The organism is Clostridioides sp. ES-S-0010-02, from assembly GCA_020641055.1.
Classification (GTDB): Bacteria; Bacillota; Clostridia; order Peptostreptococcales; family Peptostreptococcaceae; genus Clostridioides.
Map to the genome: position 1 here is coordinate 2,999,248 of CP067345.1, position 17,049 is coordinate 3,016,296.

Below are 17,049 nucleotides of genomic sequence, written 5' to 3' on the forward strand. Positions count from 1 at the left end.
TTTTATTTATATTATTATATATCAAGTACAAAAAGTTCGCAATATTTTTTCTTGGAAAAATATTATACATACAATAGTTTAACATTTTTATAAATATGGGGTATACTAAAATAAAAGTATTTTTGTTTAAAAATTTAATTTAGCTTATAATATAATCTATACTAGTAATAATACAAAAATTTAGGAGATAAACTTTATGGAATACATAATTTTCGATTTGGAATTCAACCAAGGATTTGACAAAAAACTCAATAAAACTGTGTCCAATGAAAAATGTCCTTTTGAAATTATACAAATAGGAGCAATTAAACTGGATTCTAAATTTAATATAGTAGATACATTTAATAGCTATATTAAACCTACACTATACAAGGCAATGCACCCTTTTATTAGTCGTATGACCAATATTAAAGACTCTGATTTTAACGATTCACCTACTTTTCCTGAGGTTTACAACAATTTCATAAAATTCATAGCATCACACGACCCTATACTATGTGTTTGGGGGGTTGGAGATTTAAAGGAGTTATACAGAAATATCAATTATCATAAGCTAGCATCAGATATTTTACCTAAGTCTTATATTAATATTCAACAACATGCATCTAAATATTTTAATAATCCAGCAGGAAAAAGTATTGGCTTGCAAAATGCTATTTCTATATTGGAACTTGATGAAAAAATGTCTTATCACAACGCTTTAAATGATGCATATTATACAGCGAAGGTTTTTATTAAGATATATAATCCAAGCATAGTACCTGATATATATGTGTATACAAATATTAAATCTAAATCTATAAAGTATTCTAATAAAAAAAGAGTTGACTATGATAAATTATTTGATGAGTTTAAGAAAATTCTAAATCGTGATTTGACTAAAGATGAGAAAAAAATTATTAATTTAGCTTACAACATGGGAAAAACAAATCAATTTGAATTAGAAAACTCTAAGCAAAGAAAAAATAAGTGAAATTTATTTAGGTTAAAAAAAGGCATGTAGATTAAAAGAATAATTAACTTTAAATTTACATCTACAGCCCAATTTTTATCCTGATTAAACTTCTATCTTATCTCTAATTCTACTGGACAATGGTCTGACCCCAATACCTCAGTATGTATATTTGCACTTGTCAATCTATCTTCTAATTTTTTAGATGCACAAAAATAATCGATTCTCCATCCAGCGTTATTTTTTCTTGCATTAAATCTATATGACCACCAACTATACACTCCTTCTTTATCAGGATTAAAGTATCTATATGTGTCTATAAATCCACTATCTAATAATTTAGAGAATTTTTCTCTTTCTTCTTTTGTAAAACCTGCGTTCTTTGTATTGTTTTTAGGATTTTTTAAGTCTATTTCTTTATGTGCAACATTCATATCTCCACACACTATTACAGGCTTATGATTATCTAATTTAACTAAATAATCTATAAAGTCATCTTCCCATCTAGTTCTATATTCTAATCTCTTTAATTCAGATTGAGAATTTGGCGTATATACAGTAATAAAATAAAAATCTTCAAATTCTAAAGTTATAACTCTACCTTCCTTATCATGTTCTTCTATATTTATTCCATACATTACTTTTAAAGGCTCTTTTTTTGTAAATATAGCAGTACCTGAATAGCCTTTTCGCTCTGCATAATTCCAGTACTGAAAATAACCTGGCAAATCTAACTCTATTTGCCCTTCCTGTAATTTAGTCTCTTGTAAGCAAAATATATCTGCATCAATATCTCTAAAAAAGTCTAAAAATCCTTTCCCAACACACGCTCTTATCCCATTGACATTCCACGATATAAATTTCATATTCCACTCCTCATCTAAATAGCAATTTTCTATTAGTTTTTTTATTTATTTTTCTATTTGTTTTTATTTTAACATTAATATACTATAAATTTATTTTAAAATCATTATTTCTTTAATACCTAAAAGATACATACTTTAATCAAATTTTAATTTTTTTGTTAATTCTTCAGGATTCATTGAAGAAACATACATATTTGTTCCAAGTTCAAATCCTCCAAGGTTATACTTTCTTGGTATTATGTGCATATGGACATTAAAGTATGATTTTGTTTCAATTTTTGTTGGATGAGTATGGATACATAAGTTAAATGGCATATACCCATTTATATTATATAATTTTTTAAATAACTTTTCGAATATCATAGAAATCTCTTTTACATTATTATCTGTTAATTCATCAAACTTTATGTTGTCTTTAAATATTACTCTTACTTCTCCACTGTACTTAGTTGCATATGGTATAATCACTAAAAAAGCGTCTCCATTATAAACCACTCTTTTATTTAAACTTATTTCATTTTCTACCAAGTCATTATACAAAGAGCTTTTATTACTATCATAATACTCTTTTGAAACCAACAATTCATTTGTAATTTCAGGTGGAATAAAAGACATAGATAGTATTTGAGCATGTGGATGCATCAAAGATGCTCCAGCCTTTCTCAAGAAATTTTTAAAAATACTCACATATTCTACTTTGTCATCTTTCGACAAATCTTTAAATCTATTTCTATACATAAAAAAAACATCTTCAAATTCTTTTTGATTCATATTGTAAAAACTGCTGTTATGTTTATTGCTTTCTATCATTACCTCATGAATACCATATATATCTCTTGCCAAATCATCAATTATAGGAAATTTATTATATATAGATTTTACAAGCCAACCTTCATCACCTTTTATTTCAAATAGTGTATCTGTTGCATAAGCTTCATTTCCCTTACAAAATGGGCATCCTTCATCGTATTCATTCGTTTCTTCTTCATCATTTGGTACATCAATTGTATCTAATGGTCTTTTCAGCCTATCAGTAGCAAATATAACAACATCATTAGTAATTGGATCTATTCTTAATTCTCTCATAATTAACACCTCTTAGTTAATAGCCTTTAATATAATTATATGATATTTATTGTATCTGTTAAATAAATTTATAATATTTTTTATAATTTTACATATTTAGTATTAGGTATTTTAATTTTCTAATACAAAAAAATTATAACTAATATATCCATATATTATCATACTATAAATAAGTTTATGTACATATAATTTATTAGTATAAATACAAGTGTTTCACTGTAATTTGTTAAAAGTTTATTTTAAAGCTATATTAATTTTTTTTGATGATTTTTACCTATAAGTATGTTATTATTATCTTGTAAAGATGTCTTGTATTCCAATATACAATTTACATAATACAATATACGTATTTAAATTAAATAGGGGGTATTAAAATGAATTATTCAAACAGAGTTAGTGCAATGCAAGCCTCTCCAATCAGAAAACTTGTTCCATTTGCACAAGCAGCAAAAGATAAAGGAATCAAAGTATATCACTTAAATATAGGTCAACCAGACATAAAAACTCCTCAAGGGTTTTTTGATGCTGTTAAAAACTTTGATAGCGAAGTTTTAGAATATGCTACTTCTGAAGGTATTCCAGAATTATTAGAAGCACTTCAAAATTACTACAAAACTTACAACATGGATTTTGAAAAAGATGAATTATTAGTGACTAATGGTGGTAGTGAGGCTTTACTTTTCACTATGATGGCTGTTTGTGACCCAGGAGATAATTTATTAGTTCCAGAACCATTCTATACTAACTACAATGGATTTGGTCAATGTGTAAACGTGGAAGTTAATGCTGTTACAACAAAAGCAGAAAACGGTTTCCACCTTCCATCAAAAGAAGAAATAGCTTCTAAGGTAGATGATAGAACTAAAGCTATAATTCTTTCTAACCCAGGAAATCCAACTGGTGCAATTTATACAAAAGAAGAACTTAATATCCTAGCTGAAATAGCTAAAGAAAAAAATCTATGGATAATAGCAGACGAAGTTTATAGAGAATTTGTTTATGATGGACTTGAGTATACTAGCTGTGGTAACTTAGAAGGTGTACAAGACAGAGTTATAATAATAGACAGTGTTTCTAAGAGATACAGTGCTTGTGGTGCTAGAATTGGTTCTATCGCTTGTAAAAATAAAGGTCTTATAGCTCAAATACTTAAATTGTGTCAAGGAAGACTTTGTGTTCCTACATTAGAACAAATAGGAGCTGTTGAATTATACAAAACTCCAGCTTCTTACTTCAAAGAGGTTAATGAAGAATACAAAAAAAGAAGAGACGTATTATACAATGAATTAATGAAAGTTGAAGGTGTTATATGTAAAAAACCAACTGGTGCATTCTATATAGTTGCTAAATTACCAGTTGAAAATGCAGAAGATTTCACAATCTGGATGTTAAAAGAGTTCAGTAAAAATAATGAAACTGTTATGGTTTGCCCTGCTGAAGGATTCTATGCTACTCCAGGTTTAGGACGTGACGAAATAAGATTAGCTTACATCCTAAATGAAACTGACCTTCATAGAGCTGCTACATTATTAAAAGAAGGTTTAGAGCAATATGTAGCTTTACACAAATAAATTTTAAAAGTTTACTTTATGTAAATTTTATCAGATAAAAAGTCCCCTTTTCAACCAATATTTGAAAAGGGGATTTTTCATAGTTTTCTATCTAAATTCGTCTTTATTTAATATATATTGAAGAGTATTTATTGCTCCTAGATAGTTCTTTCTATCTTCTTCAGTTAGTCTAGAAAGCTTCTCTTCTAATCCATCACTCAATTTATCCATAAAATCAGAAGCTATCTTATCTCCTTCTTCTGTAATATCAATTAAATACTTTCTTCTATCAACTAAATCTCTTTTTCTTGTTACATATTTCTTTTCTGTTAAATCATCTACCATACTAGTTAGACTGCCTTTTTCTATATTTAATTTAGAGCATAAATCAGTCATGCTTATTACTCCATAATTTCTTATAAATACTAATGCTCTTAATTGTGTTTTATTTACATTATAGTCTGGTGCGAATTTTTTTAGGTCTTCTAAATATAAGCTAGAATAAATCTTCGGAAATGTTTTTACCAAAAAACTTATAGTATCTTTTACTACGTATTTCATACAATCACCTCAGTTGTTTTAAAATTTATTAAATTATCTAACTAACTTATTTCAGTTTACATTAAAAATATTGCAAGTACAATAGTTTTTAAATAATGATTAAATTTAATTAGTAATCTTATTGTTTTTCTTATTTTTAATAATATTTCTCTGATTAAATATTATTTATATAGCTATTTTATTAAATTCATGATATAGTAAATAAGGAAGAACTCTTCACAGCGGTGAAGAGCAGACGCTAGCCCATTAAAATGGCTATCTTATTTATAAATAAGATAGCCATTTTTAATTATATTTTATCTATAAAACTTACACTCTTAAATCCACATCTACTTTTCCTAAATCTTCTTTATAATCTTTTATAGCTGGTTCTACAACTTCATTTACAAATTCTACAACTTGTTCTGGAGCTCTACCTATAAAGTTTTTTGGGTCCATTATAGATAATATTTCTTCCTTACTCATTTTAAATGAATCATCATTCATTATAAGCTCAATTAAATTATTATCTTTACCTTCATGTTTAACTCTATAAGCAGCTTTCATAGAATATTCTCTTATTATCTCATGTAATTCCTGTCTATCTCCACCTCTTTTTACAGCTTCCATAAGTATTGTTTCTGTAGCCATAAAAGGAAGTTCTTCATTTACACGTTTATTTATCATATTTTCATATACTACTAACCCATCAGTTACATTTATACCTATTTCAAGTATAGCATCTGCTGCCATAAAAGCTTGAGGTATAGCTAATCTTTTATTGGCTGAGTCATCTAATGTTCTCTCTAACCATTGAGTAGCCTGTACCATTGCAGGGCTTATAGATTCAGATATTATATATTTAGATAAAGAAGCTATTCTTTCACTTCTCATTGGATTTCTTTTATAAGCCATTGCTGATGAACCTATTTGATTTTTTTCAAATGGCTCTTCTAATTCTTTTAGACTTTGTAAAAGTCTTATGTCATTAGTCATTTTATGCATACTTTGAGCTATTCCTGATAATACACTTATTACTTGATAGTCCAGCTTTCTAGTGTATGTTTGTCCACTTACTGCATAAGAAGAACTATATCCCATTTTGTTACAGATTTTCTTATCTAACTCTTTTACTTTTTCATGGTCTCCTTCAAATAAACTTAAAAAACTTGCTTGAGTCCCAGTAGTCCCTTTAACTCCTCTTAATTTCATATTGTCTATTCTATAATTTAAGTCTTCTAAATCAAGAATTAAATCTTGAGCCCACAAACAAGCTCTTTTCCCTACTGTTGTAAGTTGTGCTGCTTGAAAGTGCGTAAAACCAAGAGCTGGCATATCCTTATACTTAAGTGCAAATTCTTTTAAGTTGTTTATCAAATTTACAAGCTTTACTCTTAAAAGTTTTAGAGCTTCATTCATTTGTACAACATCTGTATTATCTCCAACATAAGCAGATGTTGCTCCTAAATGAATGATTCCTTTAGCTTTTTCACATTGTAAACCATACGCTTTTACATGAGACATTACATCATGTCTTACTTCTTTTTCTATTTTTCTAGCTTCATCAAAATTTATATTATCTATATTAGCTCTTAACTCATCTAATTGTTCTTCAGTTATATTGATTCCTAACTCATGCTCGCCTTCAGCAAGAGCAACCCATAATCTTCTCCATGTAGAAAATTTAAATTGTGGAGAAAATATATAACTCATATCTTTACTACAGTATCTATCTGTAAGCGGATTTGAGTACGTAGTATATTTGTTATCTATCATTATATTAGCACCTTCCTTAAATCTTTTGTTGTATAGTTATTATGTACATATTAGTACATAAATAATTATATATAATTTTACGAACTATAACAAGGCTTTTTTATTTTTTGTTCATATTTATATAGATTATTTTTTATGTGCTAATATTTTTTATTTATATCTAGATTATCTTTTTCAATTAAATAATCCACAATCTCGCTATCAACAAAATTCAATACATATTTATACCTAATTGCATAGTATTTATCACTCCAGCCAAGTTGATTTTTTACGTCACTCTCATCTGCCCCAAGTCTTAAACTTATTGCTGCAAATGAATGTCTAAAGTCTCTTGCTGAATATTGAGAAAGTCCTGCTAAATCTAATGCTTTTTTTACTATCAATCTGACATTTCTATCTGTTATAGAATTGCTTTTTTGAGTTGTAAAAATAAAATCATCATTAGGTATTATTACTTCTGGAAGTCCAGAATAGTTTCTGTAGTCTTCTAAAAGCCTAAAAAAGTATGGATGTAACTTTACTACTCTCTCTTTTCTTCCCTTTCCTAGTCTAACATACGAGTTATCGTTTTCATCTACCATAAGGTCTTTCCACTTTAAGCTAACTAATTCATTTAATAAACACCCAGTAGTAACTAGACAGACTATTATCACTCTATCTCTTATATTCAGTTTTGGCAAAATACCTATAAGCTTATTTATTTCCTGTATGCTTAAAACATCATCCTTTGTCTTTATTCTAGTTACTGTTGGTTTTTCTACATGTCTAAATGGATTTATATCTATATATCCTTCTTTTTTTAAGAAGTTGTAAAAACTATGTAAATAACTATATATCTTTTCACAAGTTGATTTTGCATATTTGGTTTGTATATAGTCCACAAAATTTTTACAATCTTCTTTTGTTACATAAATTAATTCCTTTCCTTTTAGAAACTCTTTAAATAACATAACCTTTGATAAATAATCGTGTTTTGTATTTGGGTTTAATTTTGTAGAAAAAACATTAAAAGTTTCATACTCATAATCATCCAATATTTTCGTACTATACATAATAACTCCTTTCCTTTTCATAAAATAAAATAGTTATACTTTTACTATACCATATATTTCCCCCTCATATATACCCCTTATTCAATAGACAAGTTTCAAGTTTATGATTTTAAATTATGAAGGTTTTATGAAAATATCAATCTTCCATTGTGCACTACACAGTACTATGGTATTATAAGTTAGTAAAAGATGGCATATTTTATTAATCTTTGAATAAAATATGCTACTATAAATTTGTATTGGAGGTATTTAAATTTGGAAACATTTAGTTTGCTTGAAGTTTTTAAAGCAGTCATTTTGGGAATAGTTCAAGGAATTACAGAATGGCTACCAGTAAGTAGTACAGGGCATATGATATTAGTTGATGAATTTATAAAATTGAATTTTTCATCTACATTTATAAATACATTTTTAGTTGTAATTCAATTTGGTTCAATATTGGCTGTACTTGTTATATTTTTTAGGAAGTTAAATCCTTTTGATAGTGCAAAAAATACTAAACAAAAAAAAGAAACAGTTCGCTTATGGCTTAAGGTTATAATTGCAGTTATACCATCTGGAGTTATTGGTATACTGTTTGAGGATGATATAGACAGATTATTCTTCAATTCAACAGTAGTTGCAATTGCTCTTATTGTATATGGTATAATAATGATAGGACTTGAAAATAGAAATAAAAGACCAAAATATAAAGATTTTTCTCAAGTTACATATAAACTAGCTCTTTGTATAGGTTTATTCCAATGTCTAGCTCTTATTCCAGGTACATCTAGATCTGGTTCAACTATAATCGGTGCAGTATTACTTGGTACTTCTAGATACGTAGCAGCAGAATTTTCATTCTTCTTAGCTATTCCTACAATGCTTGGAGCTAGTGCATTAAAACTTTTAAAAGCTGGGTTTGGATTTACTGGATTTGAATGGCTTATTTTAGGTGTTGGCTCTGTAGTAGCTTTTATAGTTTCAATCGTAGTTATTAAGTTTTTTATGGATTATATCAAAAAACACGATTTCAAAGTCTTTGGCTATTATAGAATAATTTTGGGTATAGTTGTTCTTGGTTATTTCTTTTTATTCTAGAGTATTTTAATTTAATGACAAATGATAAGGAGAAAAATTATGAGTGTTAAAAAGGAAATATTTGATTGGATTAAGTCAATAGCCATGGCTATTGTACTTGCATTTGTAATATTACAATTTATAAGACCTTCTATTGTTAGTGGAGAATCAATGTATCCTACTTTAGATGATAAAGACTATCTAATTTTAAATAGAATATCATATAAAGTTGGTAAACCTGAAAAAGGTGATATTGTAGTTTTTAAAACTAATTTAGTTGATGGAGATACTGGAAAGAAAAAAGATTTAATAAAGAGAGTTATAGCTACTGAAGGTGACAGTATAAAAATATCAAATTCTAAAGTATATGTAAATGGCAAATTACTAACCGAACCATATATACATAATAATTATACTTCTGGAGATATAGACACAGTTGTTCCAGAAGGAAAGTTATTTGCAATGGGTGATAACAGAGAAAATAGTAATGATAGTAGATCCCCAGATGTAGGTATGGTTGATGAAGACGAAATTCTTGGTAAGGTCATGGTAAGGTTATTACCTTTTGATAATATTGGAAAAGTAAGTTAAAAAAATAAGAGACTGAGTTGGTAATATTTATTCTACACAATTCAGTCTCTTTTAATTTTTTGAATTCAAAATATGTTTTATTCCCTATCTTCTTTTGATTCTGTAATAATTCTTATTATATCACTTGCATCTTCATTAAAGGTTGTTACTATACTTAGATAGTCAGTGGCCCTGCTCATAGCCAAATAAACCTTATTTAAATCACCTACAAAGTCATTTACTTGATAATCTTGCTCTGTATCATTTATTGTTTGATTATACAACATTTCTAACTCACATATTATTATCGCTTTATATTCTAAATTCTTTATTGTATATATATTTGCTATTGTCGTTCCTATCTTCTTACTTATGTTTGTTAAGTTATCTTCTGCACATATATAAGGAATTTGTGCTTCTTCTAATGCCTTTTTTAACATGTATTGAAAATAAATAGTTTTTCCACTTTTTAATTTCTTCTTATTATAAGGATATACAATAGCAACTTCAGAATAATCAAGACCTTTTTTGCTTATTAAATATTCGATTTCCCATATTACAGAACTTATTTGGTCATCTAAATCACTTACTTTTATTATATCAACCGACTTATTACCACCTCTAAGTGCTTTTGTATTAAAAAAAGTATTAAACTTTGTATTAGGTCTTAATTCATTAATATAAGCGTTAGAATTATTGGAAAAATTATTTGTAAAATCAACAATTTCTTTAGCTTGCCTATAATTTTTATTTAATATTATTTTATCATCAAACTCTATATTGCTGTATAGTTTCCTAAATATATTTAGTCTATTAAAGATATTTAAAGAGTTACAAGAATACACATTAAATATGAATTTTGTTTTATATAAAAACTCTCTTATAAAATCTATTTCATAATCTAAAAAACTTTCTGCTTCATCAATAAAAATCGCCTTAAACATATTTTTATTCTTTATAATGTTTTGTGCTTGCTTTACAAGATTATTAAATGTTTTTTCATAATCATTTTTTAACATATTATAGTCAATAATTAGATTATATTTTTTAGCTAATTTAAATATAAAGGAACTAAATGTATGAACTTCTAAATTGTTATTGTCTTTATATAATAATTCTATTCTTTCTCGAAGTTCATTACATAGTTGTTTTGTATGTGTAAATATTAGTAACTTATGATGTGGATATACTTTTGCCAGTTTTATAGCTCTAGAAAGCATATTTGCCGTTTTTCCTATACCAGAACCGCCTTCAATAAGTGTATTTCCATATTTAATAGAAATAGCATCTTTAATTTGAATTTCTTCCATCATAGTTGCTGTATACTTATAGTCATCATTATAGAAGGAAATTTTTTTAAATTTTTCGTTTAGGTGAAGTGTGTCATTTATTATATAGTATTCTGAACATATATCTAATAAAAATAAATTTAAATTTATTTCATCATTTTTTTCCTTAAGATATTCATCCAGTGAAGCACTAGCCATTATATCTTGAAGCTTATTTTTATCTATTATATTATTATTCACAAATTCTTCAAACTCATAAGCTTCGTCTACTTCAACATATGGCATAATGTAAACATAGTTATAGCTTATATTTCTATTCTTTTGTCCCATTTTTAGTTTCAAAAGCTCATATTCCTCATGCATAACTTCAAGTAACTCTTCTTCCAAAATAAAATATATGTCTTCTGTTGTATCCATAAATTTTATAAATAAAATTTTTCCATCTTTTACATACAACAAGTCAGTATTTATTCCTTTAAAAGGAGTAACTTTTGGCACTACTTTAACGTCCTTATTGATATTTTCGTAAAATACTTTCTCGAATTCTTTCAATTTCAGGGCGTCTAACTGAGAGTTTATATTTATGTATTGGCTCACTTATATTACCTCCTTCTGTTATAACTAATTATACCATTTTAAACTATATTTTTATATATACTTTTTATAGGCAAATTTCGTAAACAAATTCAAAATAAGTACAAATAAATACAAAACTATTAAAGAAAAATTGCAATAAGTATAGATATATATAAATATAAAATTCTTTATGATAAGCACTGACAAAATAAACTTCAGAATTATTTTTTTAAATAATAAATAAAATCTACTCTAAAAAGGTAAAATTTCTTTAACTAGTGACTTATATTACTTAATTATATAAAAATTAACGAACAAAAAATTTTAAAACCTGCTAAAAAATAATTCATTCATATTAGCAGGTTTTATTTAAATTATCTTCCTAAAAAAACATTAAAGTTTGATATATCTGTGTAAACTGCATAAAAAACAGGGTAACGATTTTGGTATAGTTCATTTACAAACTTACCTTGCATTCTCACAGGGAAATAGTGTCCATCTATATGACGGAAGTTAAAAATCACTTCAAAAGTTTCTCTCTTAGGTATTGCTTTATTCAGCGTATCAAGTACAACCTGTAAATCCTCTGGTAATATAGGTGAAAGTACATCAAAATCTTTGGATGAAACATTTCTAGCTGAATAACCAGTAAACTCAAGCATTTTTTGATTAAAGTAAAGTAGTTTCAAATTTTCCATACAAGCAAATTTTGCAATACCATCAGTAGACATCTCCAACAATAACTTTACATCTCTAGTGTCTATATTAAATGCTATACCATCAATAGAATCATCCCCAAAAATATGGAAAGAATTTTTTCCATGACCCTTTGTATAGTAAAGTGCTTGGTCTGCTTTTTCATAGAGTTCAGAATACTTACAGCCATGCTCAGGATATATTGCCACACCAATGCTACATGAAATAGAAAATTCTTCATGTTCAGCAAAACGTTTCTGGTTAATCTTAGAACAAAAACGCTCTAATTTATCCATAATTACATAATTACTGCTATTGAAATCTTTTATCAACACAACAAATTCATCTCCACCAATACGCCCAACAATATCATCTTCACGAAATTGAGACTTTAATTCTAATGCAAATTCACTTATAATAAAATCTCCAAATGCATGACCATATCTATCATTTACATTTTTGAAATCATCAATATCAAAAATCAGAAAAATATGTTCTGAATTTTGATTTTTATCACTTTTTAAAAATGTACTAATAAAGTCCTCTGTTACTCCCTTATTATAAAGACCAGTAAGAGAATCACGTTGTGAACGCTCAAGAAGCAACAATTCTCTATTTTTTTCTTCATCTATATTTTCACGATAAGAAATCATGCGAACAGATTCATCTGATGTCCAAAAGAAAATTCTGGCAGTAATCCTCATCCAATGATAATTTTCTTCATCTCTTTTAATTAAAAAGTCATAACTTATGTTATTGATTCCACTATTATAACACTTAAGAACATTTTCAGGTAAAAATGTATCTAAATAACCTTGTGCATACTCTTCTTTAATTTGCCCTTTAGCAATTATATAGAGTGCTTCATCATATGGTGTGCTAAGACTTAAGCCAAACTCTTTAAAATATCGATTTGCATCTTCACAACCAGCTTTGTTATTAGTAACATCAATCTCAAAAATATTTTCATAGAGATCTTCAGTAGATTTACTCAATAACTTTTGATATTCTAATTTCTGAGAAGAGCTGAGATTAATTATTTGTTGCTTGTATTTCTTAAGCACACGTGTAATTGTAAAAAGTACAAACATTATAATTAAAATTATAATTGCAATCCCTTTTAAAAACTGTATTTGAAGTTGTCTACTCATTGTAGTCAAATCATTTTCCAAAACAAGATGCCATTTTAAACTTGGGATATACTGATATACAACATAACTTTTTAATTTTTCTGATGAATTCCAAAAACTATTCTGTTCTTTTTTATTGCTCAAGATTAAATCTTTTGAAGCAGATAAATTACTACTTTTGTCTTCAAATAAATTAACATGTTCATAGCCTGTTTCCTCAGATGATAATTGAACAAATCCTTTATCATCAATTAGACGTGCTACAACATCAAACTTTTCATCATATTCTTTAAGTAACATTTGTAATGAGTCAACTTTTAATCCAACCCCAATAATTCCCATAGTTGATCCATTATCATCTTTTATCTTACAATTTACAAATACAGTAATACTATTATTACTTGCCTCATCATTATCAACATTTAATGAATATTCTTCATCCTGTTTTAAAAAATCATAATACCACTGATTCTCTGAGTTGTCAGCACTAAGTGTCCTATCAAGTCCATTAAAATGATAATAATTATTTGTCTTGGTTGAAACTAAAAAAACAGAATCATAGGAATATTTATTTCTGTATGTATTTAAGTAATCCTGTAATTTATAAACAAAGTTCCTATCATTTATATATTCTTTCTCACTAGTTAAAAAATTTTTTAATAGACTATCATTGGCCATGGTAAGTGATACATTTATAGGTTGTGAAAGAAGTTTATCTATCTGATAATAAATACCTTCAGCAGCCAATGTAGATACGTGTTCAATATCATTTTTAAAAATATTAGTATTAGATTGGTACCCAATCACAGATGTAGCTATAAAACCAATAGTAATAATAACGCAAACAATAACATTTGTATGTAAAAGTGTATTTTTTTTCATCATGTATCCTCTCTTTCATCATCACTTTGGCTCATTGTATTCTCAACTTTTTAGTGCTTACAATATAATTAATTTTAATCAGCAAACTATCTCAAAAACTTAATTTTATTTCAAATATTAAATTTCATAAATCAACATTAATGCATAGATATTACATGTAAAAACATATAAATTGCTCATCTAAATCATTTTTAATAATATAAATCTATTATATAATTTTTATTTATTATTATATATTTTTAATATTCCTATAATATATTAATATAATCGATAATGCACATCCAAAGCACATCAACAAAACAAAAAACTTAAGAACTTCTGCTGTATAAAAACATATTATCTATCTTTAACAATTATAATTAAAAGTTTTTTGATACAGCATACCTGTAGTTAATTCTGCCCAACTGTAATTTGTCATGTATTCTCCAGCATATGTGTTAATTGCCATCATATCCCACCTTAACATATTATAATAATCACAATCAAATTTTGTAATATCTACTGCAAGGCTATTCCATTTTTTAATAACTATATATTCAATTTTTGCATCCTTTATGGTTTTCATCAGATGTGATATAACAGTTTGCGTTTGATTTTGCAAAGAACGATTGTATTCTTTGTCTTCCCAAAGTACTGCTGCAATTTCAGCAATAGTCACACTTGCTCCTTTCCTATCTACTAAATAAGCAAGTAATTCTTTTGATTTTGCTCTACTAAAAGTTAATGGCTTTTCATCTACAAATACCTCAAAGTTACCAAATGTATGAATAAATATATGGCTCTTATGGTTCAAAACAACAGGAGAACGTAAATTTTCTATTTCTTTCTGAATTCCTTCTATTGTAACAGGCTTTAGAAGATATCCACTGGCATGCATTGAAAATGCATCTAACGCATATTCTGAATAACCAGTTACAAAAATAATATTTATGTTTGGTAAAATTTCTTTTGCTAGACATGCAAACTCTAGTCCATTCATACCGTACATCTCAATGTCAAGAAATGCAATATCTACAAAATTTCTTTTTAAATACTCTAGCGCCAACTTAGGTTCATCAAAAAGAGTAACTTTTTCAATACCAGAAATATATGTTAATTTTTCATTCAAATTTTTAAGAGCAATTTGCTCGTCATCTACGACAATTATATTCATAATTTTACCCCTTTCTAATAGGAATGATTATTGTTGCTATTGTACCTTTTCCTATGCCACTTTCTATATTTAGAATTCCATTACATTGTGTCTCTAATCGTCTTTTTACATTTTGAATACCAACATGGCTTTTTCCATCATTAACTCTTTCAAAGGGTTGGAAACCTACTCCATCATCTTTTATAACAATATAAATGTTATTTTCATCCTTGGATGTTGATACTATAATTGTTCCCCCTTCTTTTTGTTTTGTAACACCATGTCGTATCGCATTTTCAACAATTGGTTGTATAGTGAGAACAGGAATAAAAAAATCAGTAATTGTAAGCTCATAATGTATTTTTATACGCTCTCCAAAGCGTAATAACTCTATGTACAAATAATTTTTTAAATGAGCTAATTCTTTTTCAAATGGAATTAGCTTTTTTTGTGTAAGAGAATCCATATTTCCACGAAGATAAGAAGAAAATTTTTCTACTGCATGAACTGCCATGTTAGAATCATGTTTACACAAATATTGGATAGTGTTAAGTGCATTATATAAAAAATGAGGCTGTATTTGACTAAGCATTATAGAAATACGATTTTCCATCAATTCTCCCTCTAATCTCTGTTGAAACTTTTCCTTTCTTTTGATAGATAGCATCATATGCCCAATCTGTAATACAATAGTGGTTAGAAAACCTATACAAAAAAATGGTAGACTTCTAATGTATATAGTATAATAATTTGCTATTTCTGCAATACCACCTATAGTTGCTGGTAGATAAGCAAACAAAGCAATCTTAGCATCAGATTCTCTGTATATAATAATTTCAATAACCAAGAACCCCATACCAAGTAATACAATTAGAATACAGATGCTATTTTGTAAAATCAGAAACTCATGCAAATCATAAATATGAAGTATTTGGAGAATAACACAAAGTAGTATGATAGTCATAATTAAATACACACATAAATTTATAACGTTCAATCTCCACTCAGTTAAGTAAGTAGACAAATAAAGTATACAAAAAGTTGGAAGTAAAAACTGCGACAGTAATTCCAAAATACTGACAAGAGTTGGAGATTGGATAATAAGAGTAAGTATATTAAAATCTGCTAAACACCAAATTCCTCCAAATATAGCAAAACATGATAACAAAAAAATCTGACGTGTTAGCTCACTTTTCAAAAAAAACAAAATGATACTTGCAATTAGACCAAATAAGCCAAAAGATATTGTTAACATAGTAAATATAAGACCAATCCTGTTTTCGTGGAATATACTAACAATTAAATCGCCCTTGGAGCCAATCTGCATTTCATCAAAAAAACATACTAATTGTAATGCTCGCCCACTAGGGTACACTCGTTGTATATTTATCTCAACTAAATCGTCAACCGATATTCCATCAGATTTAAAACCTGTCCAAAGATGACCTGTAGACTTTGTTAGTGCATTTTCTCTACCTTCTTGTATGGAAAATACCTCTTTATTAGATACACGAATATCAACTTTTAGATGGCTGATATGTAGCAAAAGTGTCTCTCCAGCTGGAATATTTCTGCTAAAATGTCCACGCAAATAAATAGACTCTTTTCTTATATCATTCAATGAGTCAACATTGATAAACGGCTGAAGATTTTCAGAATTAGATGTTCTAAATTCTCCAATAAATGAAACTGGAATAAGATTGCTTCGAGGATTTGAATGTTTATCTGATTTAAAAGCACAAACAAACAACAGTATTACTGATAAAGTTAGTAATACTGGTAAATAATACATATACCATCTAGATGTTTTCTTTTCCACAATAGTTTCCTCCATAAAATATATGTATATCTTTTATATATTTGAATATATAAAAAAGTTATATAACCTAAAAA

Annotated in this window: 13 protein-coding genes; 4 read left to right on the plus strand and 9 right to left on the minus strand. The window is 27.3% G+C overall.

Annotated elements, in window-relative coordinates; all coding sequences use genetic code 11:
• Positions 1-196: 196 nt before the first annotated feature.
• A complete protein-coding gene (locus JJC01_14010; protein UDN57280.1) occupies positions 197-973 on the plus strand; it encodes an exonuclease domain-containing protein in 777 nt (258 codons plus the stop codon).
• Between the two features lie 92 nt (positions 974-1,065).
• Here JJC01_14010 and xth read toward each other — a convergent pair whose 3' ends face one another.
• The gene (gene xth, locus JJC01_14015) at positions 1,066-1,818 is read right to left on the minus strand and encodes an exodeoxyribonuclease III (protein UDN57281.1); all 753 of its coding nucleotides are present in this window, start codon (positions 1,816-1,818) and stop codon (positions 1,066-1,068) included.
• 135 nt (positions 1,819-1,953) lie between these two features.
• Positions 1,954-2,904, minus strand: coding sequence for a galactose-1-phosphate uridylyltransferase (galT, locus tag JJC01_14020; GenBank protein UDN57282.1), 951 nt, complete (start codon positions 2,902-2,904; stop codon positions 1,954-1,956).
• A gap of 374 nt (positions 2,905-3,278) precedes the next feature.
• Between galT and JJC01_14025 the strand changes: the two genes are divergently transcribed.
• The gene (locus tag JJC01_14025) at positions 3,279-4,475 is read left to right on the plus strand and encodes a pyridoxal phosphate-dependent aminotransferase (GenBank protein ID UDN57283.1); all 1,197 of its coding nucleotides are present in this window, start codon (positions 3,279-3,281) and stop codon (positions 4,473-4,475) included.
• Between the two features lie 87 nt (positions 4,476-4,562).
• Here JJC01_14025 and JJC01_14030 read toward each other — a convergent pair whose 3' ends face one another.
• From JJC01_14030 to JJC01_14040, 3 genes are all read right to left on the minus strand, one after another.
• Positions 4,563-5,015 (minus strand): MarR family transcriptional regulator, encoded by a 453-nt coding sequence (locus JJC01_14030; protein UDN57284.1) that lies wholly within the window; start codon positions 5,013-5,015, stop codon positions 4,563-4,565.
• A 309-nt stretch (positions 5,016-5,324) separates the two neighbouring features.
• A complete protein-coding gene (locus JJC01_14035) occupies positions 5,325-6,770 on the minus strand; it encodes an adenylosuccinate lyase (GenBank protein UDN57285.1) in 1,446 nt (481 codons plus the stop codon).
• A gap of 140 nt (positions 6,771-6,910) precedes the next feature.
• Positions 6,911-7,822: a tyrosine-type recombinase/integrase gene (locus JJC01_14040; GenBank protein UDN57286.1), complete on the minus strand. Its 912-nt coding sequence runs from the start codon at positions 7,820-7,822 to the stop codon at positions 6,911-6,913.
• Between the two features lie 255 nt (positions 7,823-8,077).
• Between JJC01_14040 and JJC01_14045 the strand changes: the two genes are divergently transcribed.
• Both JJC01_14045 and lepB read left to right on the plus strand, forming a co-directional pair.
• Positions 8,078-8,902 carry an undecaprenyl-diphosphate phosphatase gene (locus JJC01_14045; GenBank protein ID UDN57287.1) on the plus strand — a complete coding sequence of 275 codons (825 nt, stop codon included), beginning with the start codon at positions 8,078-8,080 and terminating at the stop codon, positions 8,900-8,902.
• A 39-nt stretch (positions 8,903-8,941) separates the two neighbouring features.
• A complete protein-coding gene (lepB, locus tag JJC01_14050; protein ID UDN57288.1) occupies positions 8,942-9,472 on the plus strand; it encodes a signal peptidase I in 531 nt (176 codons plus the stop codon).
• A 77-nt stretch (positions 9,473-9,549) separates the two neighbouring features.
• Here lepB and JJC01_14055 read toward each other — a convergent pair whose 3' ends face one another.
• From JJC01_14055 to JJC01_14070, 4 genes are all read right to left on the minus strand, one after another.
• Positions 9,550-11,337 carry a UvrD-helicase domain-containing protein gene (locus JJC01_14055; GenBank protein UDN57289.1) on the minus strand — a complete coding sequence of 596 codons (1,788 nt, stop codon included), beginning with the start codon at positions 11,335-11,337 and terminating at the stop codon, positions 9,550-9,552.
• 353 nt (positions 11,338-11,690) lie between these two features.
• Complete coding sequence (locus JJC01_14060; GenBank protein ID UDN57290.1) at positions 11,691-14,024, minus strand: diguanylate cyclase; 2,334 nt, start codon at positions 14,022-14,024, stop codon at positions 11,691-11,693.
• A gap of 346 nt (positions 14,025-14,370) precedes the next feature.
• Positions 14,371-15,177 (minus strand): response regulator, encoded by an 807-nt coding sequence (locus tag JJC01_14065; GenBank protein UDN57291.1) that lies wholly within the window; start codon positions 15,175-15,177, stop codon positions 14,371-14,373.
• 4 nt (positions 15,178-15,181) lie between these two features.
• Complete coding sequence (locus JJC01_14070) at positions 15,182-16,975, minus strand: histidine kinase (protein ID UDN57292.1); 1,794 nt, start codon at positions 16,973-16,975, stop codon at positions 15,182-15,184.
• Between the last annotated feature and the right edge of the window lie 74 nt (positions 16,976-17,049).